Source organism: Halobacteriovorax sp. CON-3, from assembly GCF_043196995.1.
In the GTDB taxonomy this organism is placed as follows: domain Bacteria; phylum Bdellovibrionota; class Bacteriovoracia; order Bacteriovoracales; family Bacteriovoracaceae; genus Halobacteriovorax_A.
This window is the reverse complement of record NZ_JBEBNA010000003.1, coordinates 181789-206504: the sequence shown is the minus strand read 5'-3', so window position 1 is coordinate 206504 and position 24716 is coordinate 181789. Positions and strand designations below refer to the sequence as shown.

The 24716-nt window shown below is 37.4% G+C and carries 24 protein-coding genes and 1 tRNA gene; 13 read left to right on the top strand and 12 right to left on the bottom strand.

Annotated features, from left to right (window positions below; genetic code table 11):
• Nucleotides 1–3 precede the first annotated feature (3 nt).
• The 5 genes from ABMA72_RS15825 to ABMA72_RS15805 all read right to left on the bottom strand — a co-directional run bounded on the left by ABMA72_RS15825 (nucleotide 4) and on the right by ABMA72_RS15805 (nucleotide 3429).
• Complete coding sequence (locus ABMA72_RS15825) at nucleotides 4–1338, bottom strand: hypothetical protein (RefSeq protein ID WP_393057876.1); 1335 nt, start codon at nucleotides 1336–1338, stop codon at nucleotides 4–6.
• A 175-nt stretch (nucleotides 1339–1513) separates the two neighbouring features.
• The gene (locus ABMA72_RS15820) at nucleotides 1514–1804 is read right to left on the bottom strand and encodes a hypothetical protein (protein WP_392859926.1); all 291 of its coding nucleotides are present in this window, start codon (nucleotides 1802–1804) and stop codon (nucleotides 1514–1516) included.
• Nucleotides 1788–2288: a hypothetical protein gene (locus ABMA72_RS15815; protein ID WP_393057874.1), complete on the bottom strand. Its 501-nt coding sequence runs from the start codon at nucleotides 2286–2288 to the stop codon at nucleotides 1788–1790. Before ABMA72_RS15815 ends, ABMA72_RS15820 begins: the two co-directional genes overlap by 17 nt.
• A 36-nt stretch (nucleotides 2289–2324) precedes the next feature.
• Nucleotides 2325–2960, bottom strand: coding sequence for a hypothetical protein (locus ABMA72_RS15810; RefSeq protein ID WP_392859930.1), 636 nt, complete (start codon nucleotides 2958–2960; stop codon nucleotides 2325–2327).
• A gap of 298 nt (nucleotides 2961–3258) precedes the next feature.
• Complete coding sequence (locus ABMA72_RS15805) at nucleotides 3259–3429, bottom strand: Flp family type IVb pilin (RefSeq protein WP_021268293.1); 171 nt, start codon at nucleotides 3427–3429, stop codon at nucleotides 3259–3261.
• 178 nt (nucleotides 3430–3607) lie between these two features.
• Between ABMA72_RS15805 and ABMA72_RS15800 the strand changes: the two genes are divergently transcribed.
• From ABMA72_RS15800 to ABMA72_RS15785, 4 genes are all read left to right on the top strand, one after another.
• A complete protein-coding gene (locus tag ABMA72_RS15800) occupies nucleotides 3608–4321 on the top strand; it encodes an SPOR domain-containing protein (protein ID WP_393057872.1) in 714 nt (237 codons plus the stop codon).
• 67 nt (nucleotides 4322–4388) lie between these two features.
• A complete protein-coding gene (locus ABMA72_RS15795) occupies nucleotides 4389–5453 on the top strand; it encodes a mannose-1-phosphate guanylyltransferase (RefSeq protein ID WP_392859934.1) in 1065 nt (354 codons plus the stop codon).
• An 8-nt stretch (nucleotides 5454–5461) separates the two neighbouring features.
• Nucleotides 5462–5662: a hypothetical protein gene (locus tag ABMA72_RS15790; RefSeq protein ID WP_393057870.1), complete on the top strand. Its 201-nt coding sequence runs from the start codon at nucleotides 5462–5464 to the stop codon at nucleotides 5660–5662.
• A 75-nt stretch (nucleotides 5663–5737) separates the two neighbouring features.
• Entirely contained in the window at nucleotides 5738–6022 is a 285-nt protein-coding gene (locus tag ABMA72_RS15785; RefSeq protein WP_392859937.1) for a putative quinol monooxygenase, read from the top strand.
• A 22-nt stretch (nucleotides 6023–6044) separates the two neighbouring features.
• On the opposite strand, the gene queC is transcribed toward ABMA72_RS15785, so the two are convergent.
• Both queC and ABMA72_RS15775 read right to left on the bottom strand, forming a co-directional pair.
• Nucleotides 6045–6758: a 7-cyano-7-deazaguanine synthase QueC gene (gene queC / locus ABMA72_RS15780; protein WP_393057868.1), complete on the bottom strand. Its 714-nt coding sequence runs from the start codon at nucleotides 6756–6758 to the stop codon at nucleotides 6045–6047.
• 18 nt (nucleotides 6759–6776) lie between these two features.
• Nucleotides 6777–8543, bottom strand: a complete 1767-nt coding sequence (locus tag ABMA72_RS15775) for a phospho-sugar mutase (protein WP_393057866.1) — start codon at nucleotides 8541–8543, stop codon at nucleotides 6777–6779.
• A gap of 124 nt (nucleotides 8544–8667) precedes the next feature.
• Between ABMA72_RS15775 and ABMA72_RS15770 the strand changes: the two genes are divergently transcribed.
• Nucleotides 8668–8916 (top strand): ferredoxin, encoded by a 249-nt coding sequence (locus ABMA72_RS15770; RefSeq protein WP_021267936.1) that lies wholly within the window; start codon nucleotides 8668–8670, stop codon nucleotides 8914–8916.
• A gap of 9 nt (nucleotides 8917–8925) precedes the next feature.
• Here the strand turns inward: ABMA72_RS15770 and ABMA72_RS15765 are convergent, their stop codons facing one another.
• The gene (locus tag ABMA72_RS15765; protein WP_393057864.1) at nucleotides 8926–10386 is read right to left on the bottom strand and encodes a hypothetical protein; all 1461 of its coding nucleotides are present in this window, start codon (nucleotides 10384–10386) and stop codon (nucleotides 8926–8928) included.
• Between the two features lie 136 nt (nucleotides 10387–10522).
• On the opposite strand from ABMA72_RS15765, the gene ABMA72_RS15760 reads away from it, so the two are divergent.
• The gene (locus ABMA72_RS15760) at nucleotides 10523–11842 is read left to right on the top strand and encodes a putative Na+/H+ antiporter (protein ID WP_392859944.1); all 1320 of its coding nucleotides are present in this window, start codon (nucleotides 10523–10525) and stop codon (nucleotides 11840–11842) included.
• A 45-nt stretch (nucleotides 11843–11887) separates the two neighbouring features.
• On the opposite strand, the gene ABMA72_RS15755 is transcribed toward ABMA72_RS15760, so the two are convergent.
• Together ABMA72_RS15755 and ABMA72_RS15750 are read right to left on the bottom strand one after the other, a co-directional pair.
• On the bottom strand, nucleotides 11888–12940 hold the full coding sequence (locus ABMA72_RS15755) for a branched-chain amino acid aminotransferase (RefSeq protein WP_393057862.1): 1053 nt from the start codon (nucleotides 12938–12940) through the stop codon (nucleotides 11888–11890).
• A 15-nt stretch (nucleotides 12941–12955) separates the two neighbouring features.
• Nucleotides 12956–13243, bottom strand: coding sequence for a hypothetical protein (locus ABMA72_RS15750; protein ID WP_392909344.1), 288 nt, complete (start codon nucleotides 13241–13243; stop codon nucleotides 12956–12958).
• Between the two features lie 126 nt (nucleotides 13244–13369).
• Between ABMA72_RS15750 and ABMA72_RS15745 the strand changes: the two genes are divergently transcribed.
• Nucleotides 13370–13446, top strand: a tRNA-Val gene (locus tag ABMA72_RS15745).
• A gap of 45 nt (nucleotides 13447–13491) precedes the next feature.
• On the opposite strand, the gene ABMA72_RS15740 is transcribed toward ABMA72_RS15745, so the two are convergent.
• Nucleotides 13492–14376 carry a sensor histidine kinase gene (locus ABMA72_RS15740; RefSeq protein ID WP_392859949.1) on the bottom strand — a complete coding sequence of 295 codons (885 nt, stop codon included), beginning with the start codon at nucleotides 14374–14376 and terminating at the stop codon, nucleotides 13492–13494.
• A 201-nt stretch (nucleotides 14377–14577) separates the two neighbouring features.
• Here ABMA72_RS15740 and ABMA72_RS15735 point away from each other — a divergent pair, with 201 nt between their 5' ends.
• The 6 genes from ABMA72_RS15735 to queG all read left to right on the top strand — a co-directional run bounded on the left by ABMA72_RS15735 (nucleotide 14578) and on the right by queG (nucleotide 23926).
• Entirely contained in the window at nucleotides 14578–16233 is a 1656-nt protein-coding gene (locus ABMA72_RS15735) for an ABC transporter transmembrane domain-containing protein (RefSeq protein WP_392859950.1), read from the top strand.
• A complete protein-coding gene (locus tag ABMA72_RS15730; RefSeq protein WP_393057860.1) occupies nucleotides 16205–17965 on the top strand; it encodes an ATP-binding cassette domain-containing protein in 1761 nt (586 codons plus the stop codon). The genes ABMA72_RS15735 and ABMA72_RS15730 overlap by 29 nt, the downstream gene beginning before the upstream one ends.
• Before the next feature lie 79 nt (nucleotides 17966–18044).
• Nucleotides 18045–19091 (top strand): DsbA family protein, encoded by a 1047-nt coding sequence (locus ABMA72_RS15725; protein ID WP_392859951.1) that lies wholly within the window; start codon nucleotides 18045–18047, stop codon nucleotides 19089–19091.
• 143 nt (nucleotides 19092–19234) lie between these two features.
• Nucleotides 19235–21205, top strand: coding sequence for a hypothetical protein (locus ABMA72_RS15720; protein ID WP_393057859.1), 1971 nt, complete (start codon nucleotides 19235–19237; stop codon nucleotides 21203–21205).
• A gap of 37 nt (nucleotides 21206–21242) precedes the next feature.
• The gene (gene pyk / locus ABMA72_RS15715) at nucleotides 21243–22937 is read left to right on the top strand and encodes a pyruvate kinase (protein WP_392859955.1); all 1695 of its coding nucleotides are present in this window, start codon (nucleotides 21243–21245) and stop codon (nucleotides 22935–22937) included.
• A complete protein-coding gene (gene queG, locus ABMA72_RS15710) occupies nucleotides 22934–23926 on the top strand; it encodes a tRNA epoxyqueuosine(34) reductase QueG (protein WP_392859957.1) in 993 nt (330 codons plus the stop codon). The genes pyk and queG overlap by 4 nt, the downstream gene beginning before the upstream one ends.
• On the opposite strand, the gene ABMA72_RS15705 is transcribed toward queG, so the two are convergent.
• Nucleotides 23918–24700: an alpha/beta hydrolase gene (locus ABMA72_RS15705; RefSeq protein ID WP_393057857.1), complete on the bottom strand. Its 783-nt coding sequence runs from the start codon at nucleotides 24698–24700 to the stop codon at nucleotides 23918–23920. The genes queG and ABMA72_RS15705 overlap by 9 nt on opposite strands.
• Nucleotides 24701–24716 lie beyond the last annotated feature (16 nt).

Here is a 24716-nt window from a genome sequence, read left to right as displayed (position 1 = left end):
TTCCTATTTTAATTTTGCGATAGCAATAATTCTTTTATACGTTTTAAATTTTGCGGATGAAGAAAAAAGTTTCCCAAGAATGGGAATTTGACCAAGAATGGGAAGTCTTCGTCCGGCGTTGTCATCAGTTGTTAAATCGATTTCAAACATCTGAATCGGAATTCCTTTTTCGATTAGAAAACTCGACTCTTGGGCACTCCCGTTTATATAAGTATCACCATTTGTTTGCCCCATTGGCCTCGTTAGCTTTGTGCTATATTTAACTTTGTATCTGTTGTTTATCTTTTCAAGTAGCATCTCAATTTTAAGTCCAGCAAATCGCCATTGAGTATTATTGCCATTGTTATTTGTTGTCGTGGTAAAAGGGATATCAGAACCCATTTGAACGGTAGACTTGTTATTTGTACGTAAAAGAATTTTTTGAGTGGCCAATGTCGACACATTATAATCAGTATCTCTAAAGACAATGCTCTGACTTTTGGCCAATGCTGATGCTCCCTCATCGAGTAAGTCGGAAAGGCCGACGTCGACTTGGTCGAGTCCAAAATTGATCTCTTTTCCATCCATTCTTTCAATTTGTATGATTCTCATTTCGAGCTTATGGTTGACGAGATTATCAAATCTTTGAGATAGGAAGAACTTAACCATTAGCTTTTTTTGGAGTGGCCCTAGGAACTTCTTATCTTTTAAGATCTCTTCGTTTGTAAAGCAGTGGATATCAATCTTGGATTTTTCACAGCGAATATCATCGTAATAGTTTTGAAAAAACTTGTGATGAATTTCGCCAATGATTTTCTTAGCGACTTTATCCTTAAGTTCACCCTTGAAGATAATACTCTTATTCTTATTGAGAAGTGGCCTAAGAACTAGGTACTGATCAAGTGTCGTAATATCTTGGGAAATGATTAACTTATCGCCTTTAATATCGCCATTAATACCAAAGTGACGGAGGTTGTTTAAGACCTCAAGTACCTTAAATTGACCTGATTTTGAGAGGACATAAACTTCATGTATCTTCTTCTTGCCTGAGTTAGTCCAAAGTGTAACAATCGATTGGCCCTGCATTTTTCCTTTAATAAAGAGCTTATTTTGGGCCTGAATTGCCTTGCTCGATAAAACTTCTTTATTGGAGATACTGAAGTTTGTTATCCCTGATAATGAAATTTCAGTGACTTGGCCTATGGCCAGGGTAATTTGATTTGAGCCAGTTGCGTAAATATTGAAATTTACGATACATATTAAGCTAATGACTTTGACAAAAGGCAGGAAACTTAGTAAAAAGCTATACTCGAAAACTGTTTTTAATTTAGATTTAAATATATTGAGGAGATTTATCATGGTATCAAGAACTCGTATTACAAGAAACAAGCGTAATGCTAAAAAAACAAAAATGGGTGCTAAAAGAAAAGCGCATAACAGAAACAAGGGAACTACTCCTAAGTTTAAAATTCATCTAGATTAATATTTAATTATTTTTCAGATATAGAAAGAGGGCCAAGACGTTGGCCCTTTTTTATTGCCCAAATGTATTTTGAAGCACTCGCTTATCTTGTCTAACAACTAAAGGTTCAGCTTCTTCACCCTTAAAGCAAATGTGAAGTAGGGCATTTTTATAGATATCTTCACATGGGTTCTTCTTCTTTATAAATCGAAAATCTTCTTTCTTAATTCCATTCTTTGCCATTAATTCGCTAAGTACTTCAAACATGTGGTTTTTGTCAGAATCGTATGTATAAACAATCACTTCACGTGCTTGAATGCTTGTACATAATAGGATTGTAATAAGGCTAAATTTCAATTTCATAAGCTCCTCCTTTGGATTTTGGTAGATCTGTAACTGGATAGGAATCTAGCTCTAAAGCCTTATAAGGAGCAATTCTATTCAAATCTGAAATAGAAATTTTTACGAGATAAATAGGGACTTCTTCATCGTTTAGTTTTTTCACGATCTTGGCCTTATTTGTGATGTGTGTAGGGCCTGCATATAAAGATACATACTCTTCACTTCCCACTAGATTGGTCATTTCATTTATTTTAAGCTTAAGAAGTCTTTCATCTTTTGCCACTGTAATATGCTCCTCAGGTAGGCTTTGTGGGGAAGGGACTGAAAGGATATAAGTGAAGATATTAGTCAGTACGAGGGCCACCCAAAATCTAAGATAGAGGGCCTTCTTCATCTTTTCTTCCTTCTCCTTATTAAAGAGAAGTGGTGATGAAGGGGTGTCGCTATTTGATTGAGTTCCAGGTTTTGATGAAGTTTTTGATTTCTCGTTGTTTAGAATTTTCAATTTTAACCTCCAGGTTAATCATAAGAATTAATGTACTTACAAAAATTGAAGTCCATAGTAGTCCTTCAATTGTTGAATACCCTTGGGTGCCATGTGTTTTGAGGTGAGAGCGAAATCGTCTAAAATTCTTCCCTCTTTGAGTTTGAATTTTAAGGTAATAACGAATGAGTGATTTTCTGATAGGTTACTCCCTGGGTAGTGAAAGGGCATAAAGGCCTTCCATTTCTTTTCAAAGACAGCTGAAGTATCGAGTCTTCTTTTGATTTTCCAAATTCTTCTTCCTAATGGGTCAGATTTTAAAAGACCTAGAATATTTGCCGTATCACACTCCGCTATGGTTAAGAGCTTGTAGCGTAGGAAGTAGCGAAGCGCACTTTGTAGGTACATAAGTCCTTTGGCCCCATACTTCATAAATGGCTTTAGCCACGCTGCTAGGGGAAAGAATTGAGCGTAAAACAGGCTTTTTAGGCCGACATTGATATAAGAAATTCTTTTGTAGAAGGACTTGTACTCAACAATTGCCTTCTTTGAACAGATATATGATTTATTGTAATACTTTATAATTTGGAGTTCTTCATAGGAGCGGGCCATATTTGAAAAGATGATGGCGATGAAGGCCATAAAAAATAAGACCGCTACTAGGGAAGTACTACCTCTTTCATCTAAGGCCATTTGAAAATCCTAAATGATGCTTCTCTTTTCGATACTTCAGGTATTTTCCATTTTTATTTTTTACAAACTTAATCCGTGTTTTTGAATCAAACCACCTCTCAAATGAGAGGAGGCTTTTACAAGAGAATGTTTTTGATGATTTTTTATTATTATGTGATTTTGACAATGAGTGCACATAAGCTTGAAAGACAATACTATTTTTACATCGATACTTTTCGCTAACAGCTGAGCTTGCGAGGAAGACAAAGACAATTAGAGTAATAGATAGAGCGTAAGAAAGTATTTTCATAATTGTGTATTAATTTACTTTGATACTCTTAGTGATCTTGTCAGATGCGTCTTCTAGTCTTTTTTGGACTCTTGTTCCAAGTGTTTTTACGGCCGTAATACAAATGATACCGACAAGGCTTGTGATGATCATATATTCCATAACACCTTGTCCTTTATTATTCTTTAAAATCTTTTTCATTTTCTTTCTCCCGGTTTGGCAAAGTTCATAAGACTTCACGGGTTATAAAATAGAAAGATGGGAGAGTCTTTATTCTGAGTCAGAATGTCGGGATATATTTCAAATATGAAATAAAGGATTATTTTTCCTAGTATTTTCAGCAAGTTGCTAATAATTGTGGAGAGATTAAAATATCCTTATGAACGATAAAAGTAACTTCTACGTATTTGAGAAAAAAGAAATCTTATTGGTTGTCATCTTTGTCATCCTGGTTGCCATTACATCATTCTTCTTTGGCCTAAAGATTGGATCTAATTATGCTTTTGAAAAAGCTGGGCTTAGTAATAAAGAGGAAAAAGCGATTGTTGAGCCAATGGATGAGAAGCAAAAGATTGAGCTAACATCTCCAGAAGAGGAGAAGGTTAAAGAAATAGTTCAAGATAAAGAGACAAAGAAAGTTTCAAAAGAAGAATTAAATAAGAGAATTGAAGAATCATTAAAGCAGAAGATGGTTAATGAGTTTTCAAATGAAAATAAAGACTTCAATGATGTCGGCGTTCAGGATTCACCAGTAGATGAAGCTGTTGAGGAAAGGGCCGCAGAACCAGTTCAGCAACAAGTTGTCGAAAGTAATGCTGCTGAGGAATCTGTTTCAAAAACTGATGAGTACACTGGTAAGTACACAATCGTGGTTGGTTCATTTGAGTCGATTGATGATGCTAAGGAATTCGCTGAAGGTTTTAGAGTTCTAGGCTTTAGCCCAATCGTTAATGAGAAAGATGTACCTGGGAAGGGGAACCGTTTCCGCGTAAGTCTTGGGGCATTTGAGAGAAGTATTGAAGCAAAGCAATATGTTAAGAAGCACCCTTCTCTTTTTGCAGGGCGTGATTATTTCTTTACAAAATTCGACTAATTCACCATTTAGAACATTTACATTTTTTATGATACGATGCCCTTATACAATTTAAGGGCATTTTTTTATGAATATTTACACACTTATTATGGCCGGTGGGAAGGGAACACGCCTATGGCCAGAGTCGACAGAATCAAAACCAAAGCAGTACCTTTCTCTCGTTGGAAATGAAACTCTACTAGGTCAAACTCTTGATCGCTTTGAAGAAAGTGTCGACTTGAAGAATCGCTTTATCATTACAACTCGTGACCAATCTGAGTTAGCAATTTCTTGCTCAAAAGATCAAATTCTTGAAGAACATATTATTTATGAACCAGCTGGGCGAAATACAGCTCCTTGTATTCTCCTGTCTCTTGCTGCCATTGAGGCTGCGGGGGCCAAATCGGATGATATTATCGCTGTTATGCCTTCGGATCACGTCATCTTGAATAAGTCTGGCTTTAAGGCGAGCTTTGAGAAGGCCGTAAAGCTTTCAAGTGATACGCAAACGATTACAACGATAGGGATTCCTCCTCACTTCCCACACACTGGTTATGGTTATATCAAAACAAGTGAAGCAGTAGGTGATGGATTCAAGGTTGATGAATTTGTTGAAAAACCAAATTTTGAGAAGGCCAAGGAATACTTATCAACAGGTAAGTATGTTTGGAATGCCGGGATGTTTATGGCGCCACTTGGTGTTTTTAAAGAAGAGTTTGCGGCGCACTCACCGGAAATGTTTTCTTTCTATGAAGAATTGAAGGCAAGCCTTGACGACGAGGCGAAGCTTGAAGAAGTATATAATAAGATTCCAAAAGACTCGATTGACTACGCTATTATGGAGAAATCAAGTCGTATCAGCTTAGTTAAGGCCGAATTTGATTGGAATGACCTTGGATCGTGGGAGGCACTTGAACAAGTGGTTGACCGTGTGGAGGGAAACACTATAATTGATAGTAACGGAACTTTTTTAAAGGATGCGACAGGGAATATTATCTATGCTCCTGATAAGCATGTTTCTTTAATTAATGTCCAAGATCTTGTTGTTGTTTCAAATGATAAGGCCGTTATGATTGTGCCTAAAGATGATTCACAACGAGTAAAAGAAATTGTTCAACACTTAAAAGATAACAAACGCAAAGAATTATTATAGGAGAATTCATGGAAGTTGTTAAAAAAGTAGGCGAGTACACAATTGTTAAGAAAAGATCTGGTCGTTTTGCTGTTAAAGCTGCAAACGGAAAATTTGTAAACAAAGAAGAAAAAGTAAAAATTCTAACTGATGCAGGACTTATTACTGCTCCTGTTGCAAAAGTAGAAGCACCAGCTGTTGAAGAAGAAACAGAAGTTGCTGCTGAATAACTAATTTAAAAACTAATAATAGAAATGGCCCCTAATAGGGGTCTTTTCTTATAACTTTAAAATAGGGAGTACTTTATGCTAGTTCTTATCGTTAATATTAAGGCTAAGTCTGATAAAACTGAATTGATTAAAACAGAGTTACTAAAACTAGTAGAAGAAACTTATAAAGAAGTTGGTTGTACCAAATTCGACCCACATCAGGAAGAAGAAGATCCGTCGAGTTTTTGGTTATATGAAATATGGGAAACAGAAGCACATTGGAAGGCCCATATGGAAACAGAGCATGTTAAACATTTCTTGGCATACTTTGATGAAAATGTTGAAAAATTTGATGTTAGAAGAGCAGAAAAATTAATATAGCTCCCAAAAAGGGAGCTTTTTTTTATTTCTTTGTTGTTTCTGAAAGATAGTTTGGTCTTTGATCGTACTCAATTGGATCTTCAATCCCTGCCTTTTGAAAGCCTCTAAGTCTTAGAGCGCAAGAGTCACAAACACCACAAGCTTTATCTCCACGAGCGTAACATGAATAAGAAAACTTAAGTGGAGCACCTAGGTCTACCGCTTTTTGTACAATCTCATTCTTTGCCATATCAATTACTGGAGTGATGATTTCGATATCACCATCTTTTGTTCCTTGCTTGATTAGCTCGTTGTAAGCTGCGTAGTAACTTGGACGACAGTCAGGGTATCCTGATGAGTCTTCATTAACTGCACCGATATAGATATTTTTTGCACCAACAACTTCTGACCAAGATACGGCCATCGCGATGATGTGAGTGTTTCTAAAAGGTACGTAGCTATCAGGGATTTCTTCTGATTCACCCTTGTATTGTTTTACATCAATTCCGTCGTCAGTTAGTGAGCTTCCACCAATCTGTTTAAGAAAAGATACATCAATTACTTTACGAAGTGATTTGTCGACTCCGTAATAATCTGCGATTTTTTGGAAGCAATCTAATTCACGTTCTTCAGTTTTTTGTCCGTAGTTAAGATGAAGAAACGCAAGATTCTCATGCTTCTCATTTGCAATTGCAGCACAAACCAACGAATCCATACCACCACTAACTAATACAACTGCAAGTTTATCACTTTTCAAAATTTATACTCCTTAACCTTATAGTCCTTCAGCTGTTTCATTAATGAATGCTAGGAACTCATCAGTTACTTTTGAAGCCTTTGCTTTCTTCTCAGAAAGTTCGCCTTCTTTTTCTTGAATCATAATGTAGAACTTAATTTTTGGTTCAGTTCCTGATGGGCGAAGATACAGGCGGTTTCCATTTTTGAAGTGGTAACCAATAACATTACTTACTGGGTAATCCAGTTTTGACTCATCACCTGATTCAAGGTCTTTTACAATACCTGTTTGATAATCTTCTATAACGCGAATCTCCTGTCCGCACAAGCTTGTCGGAGCTAAGTCTCTAAAATGACTCATGATTCGTGTAATTTTTTCGGCCCCTTCTTTACCCTGGTAAACAAGATTTAGGAGAGACTCTTGGCTAAATCCAAATTCTTCGTAAATTTTATCGAGAGCTTGAATTAGGTTCATTCCTTGTTTCTTAAAATAGAGCGTGACTTCAGACATGAAAGTGATTGAAGCAACACCGTCTTTGTCACGAACAAAGTCGTGTGGAAGGTAACCGAAAGACTCTTCTGTTCCAAAGAGGAAGTTTGCCGAAGGATCTTCTTTTTCGATCTTATTCATTAGTCCACAGATCCACTTAAATCCTGTTAGAGTAGAGTAAGACTTAACTCCGTACTTATCAGCGATAAGTTCTTGAAGAGGAGTCGTTACAACCGTTTTCACAAAGTATGGGTTAGCTGGCATCTTGCCATTTTCTTTAAGGTTGTGAAGCATGTAGTACAGCATCAGGATTCCGATTTGGTTTCCGTTGATGTATTGAGTTTCACCTTCGTGTTGGAAAGCAACACCAAGCCTATCTGTATCAGGGTCTGAACCAAATGCGATATCGGCACCTGTCTCTTTCATAAGATCAACGGCCATTTTCATTGCTGATGCATTCTCTGGGTTTGGAGAGCTTACAGTAGGGAAGCTTGAGTCAGGTTGAGCTTGTTCTTTCACAACTTCTACATTTGTAAATCCAAGTTGGGCAAGTGCTGTTGTACATGGAATAAGCCCTGTACCGTGAATTGGTGTATAAACGATCTTAAGGTCTTTTCCATCTTGCTTACACATTTCAGGATTTACTGTTTTAGATAGGATGTCGTTATAGAAGCTTTGTTCTACATCTTCACCAACCCAACTAATGAATCCATCTTTTTCAGCTTGAGCGAAGTCCATGAATTTAACTGCATCATACGAAGTAATATCGTAGTAACGATTGATAATATTTTTGTCATTTGGTGGAGTAACTTGTGCACCATCATTCCAGTATACTTTGTAACCATTATACTCAGGAGGATTGTGAGAAGCTGTCACCATTACTCCGGCCTGGGCCTTGTGGTATCTTACTGAGTAAGAAAGCATTGGCACTGGATTTAGTCTCTTGTAGATATAAGACTTAATTCCATTGGCGGCCATGACGCTACAAACTTCTTTAGCGAATTCAAAAGAGAATTTACGAGAATCATAACTTACTGCAATTGATGGGGCAGTGATTCCAGTTTTTACGCTATGGTCGAGAACTTCACCAGCAAGGGCCTGCGTTGCTCGACGAACTGTATACTTGTTAATACGATTATTTCCAGCACCAAGGATAGAGCGAAGTCCACCAGTACCAAACTCGATATCTTTATAAAATCTTTCTTCGATCTCTTTCATGTCATCTGCGTCAATTAATCCTTGGATTTCAGCGCGTGACTCTTCATCAAAATATGGGTTATTGGCCCAAGCATTAGCTTTTTCAAGGCTCGTCGTCATTTTAAAAATCTCCTGTGAAATTTATGATTGAGTATCTTGTGCTATATTCTCAAATCTAGTAGACTTAGGCAAAATATAATCAATGAAATATTGTGTTGTGTGTTAATAAAATCAAGGAGTTAACATGGCAAATAAAGAAATGAAGCACAAAGATAATGTTGCTGGAAAGTGGTACTGTACTGACCCAGATGATGATAACGGAGAAGGATGCATTGCATGTAACGTTTGTTACACGGGTGCCCCTGAATTCTTCGCTGAAGATGAAGATGGAAATGCTTATATTGCTAAGCAACCTTCAACACCAGAAGAAGAAGAGTTATGCCAAGAGCAAATGGATGCTTGTCCTGTTGCTTCAATTGGTAATGACGGTTAATTCATTTAATTAGAATTTCATATCAAAAGAAATGAAGGCAGAGGTACGATCAACATTGATGCCTCTGTCTTTCGTCGAGTGCTGTACTTCCATTGTGATATTAGCATCATCAAATACTTCAAATGACCTTTGTGCTCTGAAGTCAACTTCCCCCTGAGAGTTAATCACTGTCCCTGTTTTAATAATAGTCGTTCCTTGAAACCTGAAATCATTGGCAATTGTCGCTGTCTGATTTGTGTCGTAGCTCATATCTGTTTCAATATCAAAATTTTGAAACTCCGGTGTGGCCACTGTAACTCCAGCAAGAAAGTAACCATCTGCTCTTGCTACGGCCCTTGCTGTGGATTTCCCTTGGTGCACTAGGTTTAAGTCAAGTTGCTGCTTATCTGTAGAGATATCTGCATTGCTATCAATTGTGATATCGTCACTATAACGATTAGATAGTTTGAGATTTAAGTTTTGTTTATTTGGTTTGATATCAAGATGGCCATCTAGGGTCGTATCCTCAGTAAGCTTACTATTGAGGTTTACATTAATTCTTTGTTTTCTGTCATTGATCTCTACCTTACTTGTAAGCTTTGTGTCCTCTCCAAGACTACTCTCAGTTTCCATCTCTAATAATGTTAGGGAAGTAGGGACGTAGTAGCTTTGCTCTAGTAGAAGTGCCTTGTTGATTTTAACCTTACCAATGAAAGTGTCATATTCTTGATCCCTCACGAGGGCCATTTCTGATTCATTATTTGTCTCAAGAGTTACACCTTCTGGAATATTTCTTTCAACATCTGTTGGCTTTATTGGGTCAACATAAGTGTCATGTGGATAGTAGATCTGAAAATATGGTTCTTGGTCTTTTATAAAAACAACCTTAATAAAGATATCTTCGCCAACTTCATCTGTAGAGCGAAACCAAGTAATTCTAGTTTTCGTTTGTGTTCTAGGGGCGAGGCTTAGAGATGAGAACTCACTTAGTGCGATATCAGAAGTGAAAACTAATTCGAAGTCATCAAAATCTCTTGTATTGTAGCGTTCTTTGCCGCTATCAAAGTCACTCTCGAGACAAGAAACTTCGCCTAATTTATCAACCGTTTCAATATAGGTGGCAATGGCCTTAAGCTTTAAGGCCTTTTGCTTGACCTTAATACTTGGTTTTGGATTGTCTTCATTTGCCTTAGCGACAATGTCTGAGATATTTGAAGCTAGTTCGGCCATGTCTCGACATTGAATACAAATCTCTGCGCTAGCGCTATTGTGCCTTGGAATGTCGTCAGAAACTGCATTTTCACGCCTAATTGGAATATATTTAGGTGACTTTGATTTTGTGATTCTAACAATATCTTTGACTAGGTCTTTGGCCTTTATCTGCCTTCCATTAACATCAATCTCTTCTTTAAAGAAACTAGGCTCAATGGCCAGAGCATTGACTACAACTGAAAATGCGAGAATGGAGATAGAGACTCTTTTTAATAGCACGACTTCTTATCGGAGTTGGTTTAGAAAAAGTTTACAAAAATAGTAAATTATTTTAGGTGTTTGGAAATTTCAGTACTTGCGCACCTTTGCCGACAAGAATAAAATAAAGAGGATCACAATTTACAAAGGAAGTTTCATGAATCCAACAAATCTACAGCTCGTAGGGACGATTCTATTCGCATGTGCAATTTTGCACACATTTCTAGTTTCAAAAATTCAACACTTAGCTCACAAGTATCCGGAAGGATCAATGATGGAAAACCTTCTTCACTTCTTAGGTGAAGTCGAAGCAGTATTCGGTATGTGGGCCGCGGCCTTTATTGTTTACTATAGCGCCACTCAAGGTTTTGCAGTTTATGATAATGCACACCAGGTTATTGGTGGGGCACTTAAATATCTTGAGCAAGATGTAAACTACACAGAAGCGGCATTCGTTTTCGTTATTATGTGTATGGCAGGGACGAGGCCAATCATTATGCTTGCTGAAAAAATTATTGGGATGATTGCAAAGCTTATTCCAATGCCTGGTAAGATGGCCTTCTATGTTTCAGCTCTTATCATTGGGCCAATTCTAGGGTCTTTTATTACTGAGCCAGCTGCTATGACAGTTACTGCTTTAATCCTTTTAGATTACTTCTTCTCTGATGAGAAAATGAGTCTTAAGTTTAAGTATGCAACGATTGGTCTACTTTTTGTAAACGTATCAATCGGTGGAACACTTTCTCACTTTGCTGCACCTCCTGTACTAATGGTTGCTTCAAAATGGCACTGGGGATTTGTTCACATGATTACAAACTTTGGTTACAAGGCAACAATTTCAATTATCATTGGAACTCTAATTATTGCATTCATGTTTAAAAATGAACTTCAAGGAAAGCTTGAAATTAAACAAAAGCATGAGAATTGGATGGCACCAACTTGGTGGATGACTCTAATTCATATTATCTTTATGGGGCTAGTTGTTTTCTCTGCTCACCACATGGTTTTCTTCCTAGGTCTATTCCTATTCTTCCTAGGTTTCACAACTGTTACAAAAGAGTACCAAGACGAAATCAAGCTAAAAGAATCACTTCTTGTTGGTTTCTTCCTTGCTGGTCTAGTAACTCTAGGTGGACAACAAGGTTGGTGGCTACAACCAATTCTAACTAAGCTAGGTGACTTTGTTCTTTTCGTAGGTGCAACTTCACTTACTGCTATTACAGATAACGCAGCTCTTACTTATCTAGGGACTCTAGTTGATCTAACAGATTCAGCTAAGTACAACCTAGTTGCTGGTGCTGTTGCCGGTGGTGGTTTAACTGTTATTGCTAACGCGCCAAACCCAGCTGGTTTTGGTATCCTTAAAGGGACATTTGGAAAAGATGGGATTAACCCAGGTAAGCTTCTTCTTGGAGCACTTTTCCCAACAATCCTTGCAATGGTTATGTTTCAAATCCTTCCAAATTTAGCGAAGTAGAAATACAAAGGCCCTCAGATGAGGGCCTTTTTTATTTCATAACTTTTAAAGGTCAACGACCCAGTTAAATGGATCTTCAATTGTTTTTTCTTGGATTCCCAGGAGAGTCTCACGAAGCTCTTTTGAAACCGGTCCAAACTCTTCTTGAATATTATAGAACTCACCAGACTCTTCGTGTAAAGAGCAGATCGGCGTGATGATAGCGGCAGTTCCGCATGAGAAGCACTCAGTACATTTCTTCGACTTAATATCTTCAATTAATTCATCAATGCTAATCTTTCGCTCAACAACTTTGTAACCCTTGTGACGAGCAATATCGATGAGTGAACGACGAGTGATTCCATCAAGGATTGTCTCTGTTAGTTCAGGAGTATGAATTTCACCGTCAATGACAGCAAAGAAGTTCATTCCACTTAATTCCTCAATCGATTTACGGTCACTGGCCGATAGCCATAGAGTTTGGTGCAGACCAAGTTTAAGAGTTCTTACACCAGCGTTTAGGGCACCAGCATAATTACCACCTGTTTTGGCCGTTCCCATTCCTCCTGCACATGCACGGATCATATTTCTTTCAATAAGAAGCTTGTAGCTTCCACCTGAAAAGTATGATTCAACAGGTGAGGCAATTACCATGAAAAGAAATTCTTCACTTGGTTTAATCCCAAGGTTATTTTCTGTGGCAATCATAAATGGCCTAATATAAAGAGACTCACCACCACGTTTTGGAATATAGTTTTCACCCATTTTAGTGATTGTATTTACAGCAGCAGTAAAGATTTCTTTTGGAACTTCTGGCATTGCCATTCGTTTTGCCGAGTGATTGAAACGCTTGTAATTTTCAAGGGGCCTAAAAAGATTCGGTCCATTGCCTTTAAAATTATAGGCCTTCATTCCTTCAAAGATCTCTTGTCCATAATGAAGAACTTTACATGTTGGATCTAGCTCCAGCTTGCCATAAGGCTTAACTTCAAGCTCGCCCCATTCTCCACGTTTGTATTCACATGTTGCCATGATTGGAAGTAGTACTTTTCCAAACCCTACATGATCAGGCATTGAAAAGTTTTCGATTGCTTTTTTTGCACTATCTAAAATTATCATTAAAAATCCTTATTCTTATTTACAGTGGTAGCCAAGTCCAAAAACCTTCCACACATTTCCTTCGTTCACAGATTCTTTAATCCAGATTGTGTCTCCACCTTCATCTGCAACTAGATTAATGGCATGGTTTACGGCAAGGTCTTTAATTCCATTTTCATTCTCACCAACAACATTTGTAAAAGGCTTACAGTTTTTATGGCGTGGCTTTTGATATGTTACTTTTACTTTTTCTCCAGCAGGAGTTAGCTTTGTTTTTGAAACAGCACAACTAGATAGAATTAATATCATAATAATATTTTTCATTATTCCTCCATGATTTTTAGTTATACTAGCAAAATTGCAACGATGTTGCTTAGGTGTGTGCGTCAATTTTATCTTTTGACGTGTTTGGTGAATTAGAATATTATTTCTCTACTTTAAGACACTTGTAGGACTATAGCTCAGTTGGTTAGAGCGCTACCTTGACATGGTAGAGGTCTGCAGTTCGAATCTGCATAGTCCTACCATCTTTGACCTTATCAAGTACAATTCGCTTTTTATCTCCAGCACATTTATTGATTTACTTCGCGCAAAGGCTTTCTCTTTTGTTTAGGTTCTGTTTTTGATTTTTCAATGTTGTCTTGGTTATTCGTTGCAGCGTTAACGAATGTCATGGTGAAAGTAGAGCCGATGCCATCAATATTATTAAATGCCTTGATATTTCCCCCATAGAATTTCATATATTTTTTAACAACGGGTAGACCAAAGCCTGAGCCTTCTTCTCCGTGAGTACCTTCACGGTGGGTCTCATTAGTAAAAGAGAAGAGACTATTTATCATTGTTTCAGGGATGCCGATTCCTTGGTCAGTTATATCAACACGTATAACAGAGTTTCGTTGAGTAACCCTTACCAAGACTTCTGAGCCTTCAGGGGAAAACTTTGAGGCATTAGTGAGAAGGTTGCTAAAGACGCTATGACAAAGTGATGATGGTTCTGCCATGGCCTGGATATCTTGTTCCTCAAACTCGACACGGATATGTTGACTCTTTTTTTCAAGTCTTTTTCTAATGAGTTGTATTGAATTTTCAATGGATTCTTTTAATGGGACTGGTTCTAATTTGATATTTGATTTACCGGATTCAATTGATTGGATTTTACGAATATGTTGAATAAGCTCGGCCATATTCTCAATGACGCCACTTACGCGACCTAAGTTTTGTAATATTCCATCCTTATCTTTCATTGCCAGTAGTGAGGAGTCGCTAAGTAGTGAAAGGAGGGTCGTGGAATTGGATAAGTCGTGAAATAAAACGGAGAGTAGGTGTTGCTTTTCTTCGAGCCTTCGCGAGAGGTCACGGCCTTCAACTTCAAGCTGTTTAATTTTGATGGCCTGATGAGTGATGACCATAATTGAACAGAGAATTAAAATCGTTAGTAAGCTTACGAGATAGATCACTTTCTTTCCTTAAACATAGTTTTTGAAACTTAGTATTTTATGAAACCAATTAATTTTGTAGGATTTTAGCTAGCTTTATTCTTATAACCAAGTTTGAGAAGGTAAATTTAACTTAAATTAAGAATGTATTTTCACATTTCATTTCTGCGAGCAAGAAACAGAAAGGTGACTGATGGGTGTAATTCAAGTAGACTTGCTGGAATGAAAGACTATCTTAATAAAAAGTTAACATCACTGGTGGTGACGCAGTTTGTCCAATACTGGTACTTCTATATTGGGGCCTTTATTTGCCTCTACCTTACTCACAATATCCAAAGTGAACTTCCTTTTATAGCGAAGGACTTGGCCGAGAAAATTTCAAAAGGTATCTCTATTCCTGTAGGGCATTTATTCTTATTGGCCTTGGGAATTATTGTTTTTAGAACTTCATCGAGGCTATTATTCTTTTATCCTGCAAGGGTTCTACAAAAGATTCTACGTTTTGATTTGATGAAGAAATTAGAGAAGGTAAGCCCTTCTCGTTATAAAGACTATCCAAAGGGACAAATCTTTCAAATTATTGGTGGTGACCTTGAGCACGTAAGAGCATTGATTGGTTTTGCTCTCCTGCAGATTGCAAATATTATCATCGCTCTTTCAATACTAGTTCCAAAACTTTTGAGTTTTAATAAAGAGCTTTTTATTGCTCTACTTCCGATGTTTGTAGCATTTATTATCTTCAGTGCCATCGTTTCAACAAATCGAAAGTTTTACCGCAAAACTCAAGACCTTCAAGGTGAGGTTCAAAATATCATTATTGAAACTTACGCAGGAAAGAAGACGATTAAAAACTTTCACGCGGAGAAGGCCTTTATGGACCTCTTTGCAAAGAAGTCCTTGGAAGAACTTGATAACTTTTATGAAGCAGGTAAGCGTGTAGGGATTTCGATTCCTCTTATGCCTACAGGTGTTGGACTATCGCTAATCTGGGGTGCCTATATTATCTTTACTGAGCAACTAGGAGCATCCTCGCTAATTCTATTCTCTGGTTTTGTTTACTTATTCCTAGAGCCAATTATGTTTCTTGCTTGGATTGGAGTTGTCTTTACTCGTTCGGCAGGAGCGTGGGCACGAGTAAGGGAATTAGTTGCTGTCCTAGATAAAGAAAGTGAACTTGAAACAATGCTTAAAAGAGAATTCTCTTTTAAAGAGAAGAGTGAATCATTTGAGTTACAACTTCCATTTTGGGATAACGATATTAATCTAAAGATTTGGAAAGATGAAAAGAATGCAATCGTTGGAAAAACTGGTTGTGGAAAGTCTGAGTTACTCGTTAAGATTTCAGAAGTTTTAAAGATGCAAGGTCGCAGTACGAGCTACGTTGCTCAAGATCCGTATCTTTATAATGGAACTATTTTAGAAAACTTAGCGCTAGGAAGAGACTTTAATGAAGAGCAACTTTCTAAGGCGTATGAGCTCTTAAAAATCTTTGGCCTGGATTACTTAGCATCTGATCGCAAGAGCTTGTTTAACCTAGTTGTAGGGGAAAACGGCAAGAGGCTCTCTGGTGGTCAGATTAAACGTGTCTCTTTAATAAAGTCACTACTTTTTGAGAGTGAGTTTATTGTTTGGGATGATCCTTTTTCTTCGGTTGATGTTGTTCTAGAAAGAGAGATCTTAAGTCAACTAAATGCTATGAAAATATTTGAAGGCCGTACTCTTATTATGTCGACTCACAGATATACAACAGCAGTACAGTGCGATCACTTAAGTTTGATCTGCGAAAGTGAAGGGCTAAGAGAAGAGTCAAAAGTTGTCGACTTTACACAAAAACAAGAAGGAGGAATTTATGAGCACTTTAGAAAACAACTCATCTAAATTCCTATTATATAAAGGTAGTGGGAAGTATTTAATAAGCATGGTGGTATGCCTTATTATTTCAAGTGCGCTTGGTGCTGCACTTCCACAATTAATTACAAAATTAACTGCAAATTATGAAGTTGAAGAAGTTTATCGTCAGACTCTTGGGATCATGACGTTTATCTTTTTGGCAACAGCTCTAAATCGTGCTGTTTATAACTTAATTATCAATCGCTATGTTGTAGGCCTAGTTCAATTTGTTAGAACTCATTGTTATGGAAAGTGGCTTTCAAGTGTTGAGCTTCAAACATCAAAAGAGAATCGTAATGATCGCTACCCTCAAGGAGAGGTTTTAGCTCGTATTATGAGTGATACGGAGAGTTTGAGAGAGCTTGTGACTTCAGGTACTTTTGGAATCATTATTGATATCTTCTTTGTGGTTGCTTCACTCATTAGTTTTGTGAGCCTTAATGCTGTTGCTGGCGTATATCTTGCAGCAATTCAATTTGGGGCCTGCTTTGTTTTAATTTGGTGTTCTAAGTATATGCGTGCCGTTTTCTTAAGTGTTAGAAATTCACGCGCTAAACTTTACCGCGTTGTTGCAGACCTGATTGGTGGTGTGAGAGAAAATTACTATAATCCGGCAGATCAATATACGTCGAAGAAGTCTTTATTTGTTTTTGATGAATTTCTTAAGAAGATCCTTTCTTCAAATGTTTGGGATGCTTCGTACTACTCATTTGCAGAGTCTCTCTTTCCTGTATTCTTGGCCTGTGCCATCTTCATCATACCAAATAGCGGGATTACTCAAGTTGCATTAATCTTTGCTCTTATCGATTTAATTCAGCGCTCAATTAATCCTATTAAAGATGTTTCATCAAAAGTTGCCAATATTCAAAGAGCAGCGACTGGGGTTGGACGCATCAACGAATTCCTTGTTGATTTAGGTAAGGAGAAGTCTTCCGATATTAATGCAAAGAGACGCCAATATGATGTTGAAAAAATGCATATTGAAATTCAAAAATTTACTTATCCTGCAAAAGGGGAGAATTCCACACCTTTTACATTAGAAGATATTTCTTTTGATTGTCGCCAAGGTGATCTCATCGGTATCGTTGGGCTTTCTGGAAGTGGGAAGTCGACTCTTCTAAATATCATGGCGGCAAATATAATTCCTGATGAAGGAAAGGTATTTGTTGAAAATCACAGTGGAGTTAAGAAAGAATATAACTTTGATTATATTGATGACTTTAATGAATACCGTGAACTAATTGGAATTGTATCGCAAGACTCACATATCTTTTCTGAAACTGTTGAGTTTAATATCACAATGGGACAAGCAGGCTTTGGAAATTTTGATGCCTTCTGGAGTGAAGTTTGTGAGCAGATCTCTTATCTTTCGAGATGGGGCATTAGGCCAGATACTGTGCTTGATCAAAATGAGATCTCACTTGGCCAAAAGCAGCTTATATCGGCGATTCGCTCGTGTTATTTAAAGAAGCCAATTGTTCTTTTTGATGAAATTTCTTCTTCTTTAGATAGTGATCTAGAAGAGGCGCTTCGTAAAATGATTCTCTTTGTTCAAAAGCAGGCCGTTACAATTATCGTGGCCCATCGAGTAGAAACAATACTTGATGCTCAGCAGATACTTGTTATGGAAGGTGGAAAAATAATTGCTAAAGGCGTCCATGAAGAACTTAAAAATACTTCGCCGCAATATGATCTATTTGTGAAGCAATTATCGAATTGACAAAAAAATGACGTGAACACTAATGCATTATTTCTCTTTTTTACATATAATTAGTTTAAATTGATGTAAGGAGATCATTATGTTTAAAAAATCCAAGCTAGCTCTTGGCCTAGTTGCTATTTCTGCAATTGGAATGATTGCGTGTACGAGCGAAGTAAATTCAAAACCAAATTTCTTATTTAAAAAGGCACCAAATGCCACTGCAGTGATTAAATTCAATGGAAAAGAAGTTAGTCATGATGAACTTTTTAAAGGTTCTGAAGCAGAATTATATGAGGCCCAATTAAAAGTTTATGAAATGAAACTGGGAAAGGTTAAGGCCTATCTTTTAGAGAACTTTAAAAATGAAGATCCAGCAAGAAGTTCAATGTCGATGGAGCAATTCATTGATGTAGTTGTTGCTAAAGATGTAAAGGTTTCTGATAAAGAAATTAATGAGTTTGCTAAGGAAAGAAATATTCCTGATGTAAACCCTCAGTTAAAGGCAAGAATTGTTGATTTCTTAAAGAACACAAAAAAGCGTGATGCGATTGAAGCATACCTAGCGCAAAAAACTAAGAATAGTCCGGTTGAAATCTACCTAGAAAGACCAAAGAGACCTCGTTTTGAAATTCCTGTAACAGGTAAAGAGCCGATGTTTGGTGGAAAAGATGCGGCCGTTGTTATTACTGAATACTCTGACTTTCAGTGTCCATACTGTGCAAAGGGTGTTGAGATCATGAATGAGATCAAGAAAACTTATGGAAATAAAGTTAAGATCGTTTTCAAAAACTTCCCACTAAACTTCCATAAAGACGCTGCAAAAGCTGCGGAAGCTGCACTTTGTGCAAATGAGCAGGCGAGTGAAAAATTTTGGAAGCTTCACGATTCAATGTTTGCTGACCAAGCAGGACTATCAGTATCTGGACTTAAGGCAAAAGCGAAAGCTGTTGGCCTAGATCAGAAGAAATTTGATGAATGTCTTGATTCTGGACGTATGAAAGCAGAAGTTGATGCTACTGTTAAAGAAGGTGTTGATGTAGGTGTTAAATCAACTCCAACATTCTATGTGAACGGTATGCTAATTAATGGTGCACAACCATTTGAAGTATTCAAAGAGCTTATCGATTCTGAATTAGGAAAATAATTTAGAAATACATTACTAAATTAGTCTGAAAGACTGAAAATACTAAGGCCGGGGCATTTATTCCCGGCCTTTTTATATTGGGCATAATTGATAGAATAGAAGGGGTATATAATATCTTATTGCATCTAAATCGGAAGAAAAATATGGACGTTAGAGATTATTCAAAGAGACTTTCACAACACCGCGAAAATTTTCAGCACACTATTGATGAGCAACGAAAGAACCATAATCGTGAGGTTGGTGAATTAAAAGATACTCAAGAATATCGTTTAAATAAACAGCGTCAAGCCTATGATAACTCTCTTGGTAAAATTGAAGAGAGGCAAGACCAATTTAGAGAAACAGCTAGTGCTGATACAAAGAGAAGAATTGAAGAGCAGCAAAAAGATTATCTAAGTAAAATAGATGGTAATAAGCGTGAGTTTGAACGTGATCGTAAGGATATTAAGGATCAGTTTGATACACGTTTTAAAAATATTCGTGAAGCTTATGAGACAAAGGGGATGGCCGATCGCTCTAATATGGATCACCGTCTTTCTTCTCAACAGAGAAGATTTGACTCGACAATGGGAAAGATGAACGACCACTTCAATGAAACGATTGATAAGGTTTACCGCGATTCGCGTGATAAGGCCCATTCTCATGAGTTAGAAACAAAGCAAGATCGCCGTGAACTTATTTCAAACTATGAAAATGAAATGAGAGATCAACTAAAAGAAAGCGGTGAAAAACGTGCTCGTTTATATGAGAAGTTTACTGATGATGTTGATGGCCTAAGAAAGACCCACAAGGGTAGAGAAGAGTCTCTTAAGGATTATCAAGAGCAACGAATTTCAGATATGACTGCTCAAAAGGATAAGCAACTTTCTGAAAATCAAAAGAGCTTTAAGAATTCAATTGAAGAAATCAATGATAGAAACTCAAGAAAGAGACAGGTTGAGCAAAGAGACTTCTCTCAAAATGCAAAAGACCTTGAGAATCGTCATGCAAAAGAGTTATATCGTGCAAGACGTGAGATGAATCAGAAGTTAGCTGGTGGTAGTCGTGAAGATGTTTTCAATGATAAACTCGACCAGACGCAAAGAGGGTATGAGACGCGAATTAAAAATATTCGTGATCAAATTGATACGGACCGTTTCAATGCCGATATCCAGGAAAGACGTCGTGCCCAGTCAACGAAAGAAGCGCTACGTTCACAAAAACAAAAGTCATCAGAGTATATTGCTGAACTTGAAAAGGATATGGCCAAGTTTAAGAGCAATACATTGAGCGATATTAATATTGAGCTTAATAAAGATGTGGAAGAGCTACAAGGAAACTTTAAACGTCAGGTTAAGGAAAAAGAACTTGAAGCCTATAATGATAAAGAACAATCAAAGAAGATTCTTGAAAGACAGAGAGCTCAATTTGGGGAAACTGTCCAAAAAATGAGTGATCGTAACACTGAAGCTGTCTCTCAGATGCAAGCTGATTTTGCGGATGAGTCAAAGAAGTTTATTCAAGATACACATATGAAACACTCTCAAGAAATGCAAGAAGCTAAAGAGCATTTTATTGAGAGTAAGGATAAGCTTGCTAAGTCGCTAACTCAAAAAATAGAACAATTAGAAGAGACTAATGAGAAGTTAATTTCTTCTTATGAATCAAAGTTAAGCCGACTTAAAAAGGCCAATGCTAAGGAAATTGAAAGAATTCGAATGACTCAAAGCCTTGAGTCAAATCAGCTTAAAGAAGAAACGAGAAATGCAATTGCATTGAAAGATCGTGAAAATCACAGTAACGTATCTAACTTACGTGGTGAGTTCGACAAGAGACTTTCTCAGGTTAAACAAAGAGCAGACATTCAAGTTAAAAGAATGGTAGAGTATTATGAAGATATGATTGCTCGAGAAAGAGATGAGTCACAAAGAAAGTATGTTTCAAAAGTTACTGAACTTGAGAATCAATACAACACTCTTTATGAGAACTCAAAACTTGAAAGATCAAATCTAATTAATCAGTATGAAAATCGCATGGAAGAAATTCGCGCGGCAAATGCTGAGGCATTAGAAGAGAGATCTAGTGAGATCAGAAGTGGAATGTTCTCTGATCAACAAGAATCTCGAAAAGCATAAAAAAAAGACATAGCATATAAGAATTCAGGGAGAGATAATGGGAATGGGCAAAGTCCGTCGCGCTAAAATTGTTGCGACTTTAGGGCCATCTTCTAATACAGTTGAAATGATTGAGAAACTCATCATGGCCGGTGTTAATGTAACACGTGTTAATATGAGTCACGGAACTCATGAGTCACACGCCCAGCTCATCTCTAATATTCGCCAAGCTTCAAAAAATATCGGTAGAGAAGTTGCCATTCTTATTGACCTACAAGGTCCAAAGATTCGTACAGATAAATTACCAAATGGTCTACAGCTAAAAAATGGAGACACTTGGGTTATTGGTCCATCTTCTAAGCAAGCAGATTATCCTGAATATAAAGATTGTTATATTCCAACGATTTATGAAAAATTAGTTGATGACTGTCATGATGGTGCAAGAATCCTATTTGACGATGGAAAGTTAATTGCAAAGGCAATAACTAGAGATCGTGATGTCTATAAAATCGAAGTATTGATTGGAGGAGAGCTTAAGTCTAATAAGGGAATTAACCTTCCGGACTGTGAAGTTTCAGCACCAGCATTTACTGATAAAGATGAAGCAGATTTAATGTTTGCTCTTAAACATAATATTGATTATATCGCTCTTTCTTTTGTTCGTAAGAAAGAAGATATTATGTCGGTAAAGGCCCTTCTTCATAAACTAAAAGTTAGGGTTCCAATTATCTCTAAAATTGAAAAGCCACAGGCCCTTGATAATATCGAAGAAATTTTAGATGTAACTGACGTTATCATGGTTGCACGTGGGGATATGGGAGTTGAAGTTGGAAACCACTTGGTTCCTTCAATACAAAAAGATCTTATTCAAAAGTGTAATGACCGTATGATTCCGGTTATTACAGCGACTCAGATGCTAGAGAGTATGACTGATGCTCCAACACCAACGAGAGCAGAGGCGAGTGATGTTGCCAATGCTATTTGGGATGGAACTGATGCCGTTATGCTATCTGGTGAATCGGCTTCAGGAGCATATCCTGTTGAGGCCGTTCAAATGATGAATGATATTATTTATGAAGCGGAGAAGACCCCAAAAGAGCGTCCACTTCTTAGAAATATTGACCTTTCTTCTGTCAACTCATCAGTTATGGTTGCAGCATCAATGATTGCTGAAAAAGTTGAGGCCAAAAGAATTCTTGCGGTAACTGAGGGTGGAAACTCTTGTCGTAAGGTTTCAATGTTTAGACCTCAAACTCCAGTTGCTGGAGTCACTCATAATCTTCGTACAGCAAGACGTATCTGTCTTTACTGGGGCGTCTATCCTTATCTTGTTGATGAGGAAGTTCAAGATACTGGCTCTTACGTTAAGTATATTGTTTCTCATGCTAAAGAGAAGATGGGCCTATACAACGGTGATAAAATTGTTGTGACATTAGGAGATGGGAAGATCTTTTCTAAAGGTTACTCTAACTCTGTTAAGGTTGAGATTATTAAGGAAGCTCGTCACCACGAGGAAGCTGGGGAAGAGACTTTTGAAGTAGGGGAAGATAAAAAAAAAAGAATCCTACTAGACCATAATATTTGTTCGACTTGTCAGAATTGTGTTTCTATTTGCCCACATGAAATTTGGGTTGCAGATAAGAAGACAAAACTTACTAAACTCAACAAGGATCAAATTAAGCATTGTACTCTAGACTACGAGTGTATTCGAGTTTGTCCAACTGGTGCGATTGAGATTATCGACAAATCATGATCAAAAAAGACGACATCCAAAATATTTTAAGTACTCAAGGTCTTGAAGTTTGGGGTGTCGTCACTGAATCTAAACCTAAGTCCTTAGAACGTTTTAAAAGCTGGATTAAAGATGGCCTTCATGGGGCCTTGGGCTACCTTGCGGATGATCGCGCTATTAAAAGAGAAGATCTAAAAAACTATTATCCCGATATTAAATCCACACTTGTCATTGCATTTGATTATTCTCACATTGCTCGTAGTGCAAAGAAATTCTATGAGAGTGGTGAAAGCAATGGACTAAAAATAGCCAATTACGTCGTTGGTTTCAAGGGGCGTGATTATCACTTCGAGGTAAGAGATAAGCTTCAAGCAATTGGAGAAGAGTTACAAAAACTTGACCCTGAATTAGACTTTAAATTTTCACTTGATACACAACCAATTCTTGAGCGTGATTTTGCTTATCAGTCAGGACTTGGTTGGTATGGAAAAAACTCAATGCTTATTAATCGCCATATTGGGAGTTACTTTATCATTGGCTCACTTCTTTTAAATAAGGAAGTTGAAGCACCTAGTGACAAGTTTGAAACAGATCACTGTGGCCAGTGTACTCGTTGTGGTGATGCTTGCCCAACTGCTGCCATCGATATTGAAAAGAGAACCATCATTGCTGATAAGTGTATTTCAACTTTTACCATCGAACATTTTAAAGAAGTCTTTCCACCAAGTGGAATTGAGAATGCAAATGGTGAAATCTTCGGTTGTGATATTTGCCAAGATGTCTGCCCTTGGAATAAGAGGCTAGAAAGGAAGCTTGATGCGGATTCAAGTGCTTTCAAAGAAAATGGAAAGCAATTCATCGACTTCTTTCTAATGAGACCACTGGAGGATATTTTTTGTGACCTTGAGGAAATGAGTAATCGTGAGTATCGAAGAGTTTTTAAAGGCACCCCGCTTGAGCGCACGGGGCGCGTGGGGATGCTTAAAAATCTTAGGCTTTATTTAAAGTAATCCAATTTTCTTTGCATATTTTTTGATAAAACTACCGGCCATATCTGGAAGGTGGTGGCCTAGCTTCTTTGGTTTATCCATTGTCACAGTATTACCAAGGTTCTCTAAAAGCTTAGCAAAGTTTTCCATACCTTCTTTACCGACAACGACATCGTCTTCACCTGAGATGAGATGAATCTTATGGTTTGATAGAGTTAGGTGATACTTTTGATCCTTGATCCAAGGAAACATTATTTCTGGTGCTAGGTGTTTTGAAACAAGTTCCGCACGGGCCTTAACTGTGGCCTGATAAAATGGCGTATCAAATACGTGTGTCACGCCTTCTGGTGGAACTCCGAAGCCAACACCGCAGTGATGAACATCAAGGCCTTCAAAATAGTTATTTTGGACTGCTAGAATAGAAGTTAGGGCACCGAGAGAGTGTCCACCCACTAAGAGTTTGTCTTGTTGGTTAGGATAAGCTTCTTTTAATTTATTTAGGGCATGGCCAAAAAGCATTGGCGCATCATTTTTAAAGTCTTCAAATGAAGCAACGTCATGAAATGATCCCGTAAAATGACCTGGTTGGTCAAAGATAAGAGTTGGGATTCCATCATCGCAAAGTTTTTGTGCCCACGAGAAGATACTGATCTTATGAGACGTGTAACCATGAGTAAAGATGGCGTATCCGGTGTCTTTGAGCTTTGAGCTAGGTGGCCTAAATAGAAGGGCATTAACCGTCGTTTGCCCTTGAGTTAAAATAATTTTATCGATACTTAAAAACTTTTCATTCATAGCAGACATCATAATT

What these genes read in the sequence shown, in the direction of transcription:
- ABMA72_RS15735 (WP_392859950.1), top strand. Translation starts at nt 14,578, where the DNA reads ATGAAAGACTATCTTAATAAAAAGTTAACATCACTGGTGGTGACGCAG.
- ABMA72_RS15725 (WP_392859951.1), top strand. Translation starts at nt 18,045, where the DNA reads ATGTTTAAAAAATCCAAGCTAGCTCTTGGCCTAGTTGCTATTTCTGCA.
- ABMA72_RS15800 (WP_393057872.1), top strand. Translation starts at nt 3,608, where the DNA reads ATGAACGATAAAAGTAACTTCTACGTATTTGAGAAAAAAGAAATCTTA.
- queG (WP_392859957.1), top strand. Translation starts at nt 22,934, where the DNA reads ATGATCAAAAAAGACGACATCCAAAATATTTTAAGTACTCAAGGTCTT.
- ABMA72_RS15785 (WP_392859937.1), top strand. Translation starts at nt 5,738, where the DNA reads ATGCTAGTTCTTATCGTTAATATTAAGGCTAAGTCTGATAAAACTGAA.
- ABMA72_RS15790 (WP_393057870.1), top strand. Translation starts at nt 5,462, where the DNA reads ATGGAAGTTGTTAAAAAAGTAGGCGAGTACACAATTGTTAAGAAAAGA.
- ABMA72_RS15755 (WP_393057862.1), bottom strand. Translation starts at nt 12,940, where the DNA reads ATGATAATTTTAGATAGTGCAAAAAAAGCAATCGAAAACTTTTCAATG.
- ABMA72_RS15705 (WP_393057857.1), bottom strand. Translation starts at nt 24,700, where the DNA reads ATGAATGAAAAGTTTTTAAGTATCGATAAAATTATTTTAACTCAAGGG.
- ABMA72_RS15750 (WP_392909344.1), bottom strand. Translation starts at nt 13,243, where the DNA reads ATGAAAAATATTATTATGATATTAATTCTATCTAGTTGTGCTGTTTCA.
- ABMA72_RS15820 (WP_392859926.1), bottom strand. Translation starts at nt 1,804, where the DNA reads ATGAAATTGAAATTTAGCCTTATTACAATCCTATTATGTACAAGCATT.
- ABMA72_RS15760 (WP_392859944.1), top strand. Translation starts at nt 10,523, where the DNA reads ATGAATCCAACAAATCTACAGCTCGTAGGGACGATTCTATTCGCATGT.
- ABMA72_RS15795 (WP_392859934.1), top strand. Translation starts at nt 4,389, where the DNA reads ATGAATATTTACACACTTATTATGGCCGGTGGGAAGGGAACACGCCTA.
- ABMA72_RS15730 (WP_393057860.1), top strand. Translation starts at nt 16,205, where the DNA reads ATGAGCACTTTAGAAAACAACTCATCTAAATTCCTATTATATAAAGGT.
- ABMA72_RS15770 (WP_021267936.1), top strand. Translation starts at nt 8,668, where the DNA reads ATGGCAAATAAAGAAATGAAGCACAAAGATAATGTTGCTGGAAAGTGG.
- ABMA72_RS15775 (WP_393057866.1), bottom strand. Translation starts at nt 8,543, where the DNA reads ATGACGACGAGCCTTGAAAAAGCTAATGCTTGGGCCAATAACCCATAT.
- ABMA72_RS15805 (WP_021268293.1), bottom strand. Translation starts at nt 3,429, where the DNA reads ATGAAAAAGATTTTAAAGAATAATAAAGGACAAGGTGTTATGGAATAT.
- ABMA72_RS15720 (WP_393057859.1), top strand. Translation starts at nt 19,235, where the DNA reads ATGGACGTTAGAGATTATTCAAAGAGACTTTCACAACACCGCGAAAAT.
- ABMA72_RS15810 (WP_392859930.1), bottom strand. Translation starts at nt 2,960, where the DNA reads ATGGCCTTAGATGAAAGAGGTAGTACTTCCCTAGTAGCGGTCTTATTT.
- pyk (WP_392859955.1), top strand. Translation starts at nt 21,243, where the DNA reads ATGGGAATGGGCAAAGTCCGTCGCGCTAAAATTGTTGCGACTTTAGGG.
- ABMA72_RS15825 (WP_393057876.1), bottom strand. Translation starts at nt 1,338, where the DNA reads ATGATAAATCTCCTCAATATATTTAAATCTAAATTAAAAACAGTTTTC.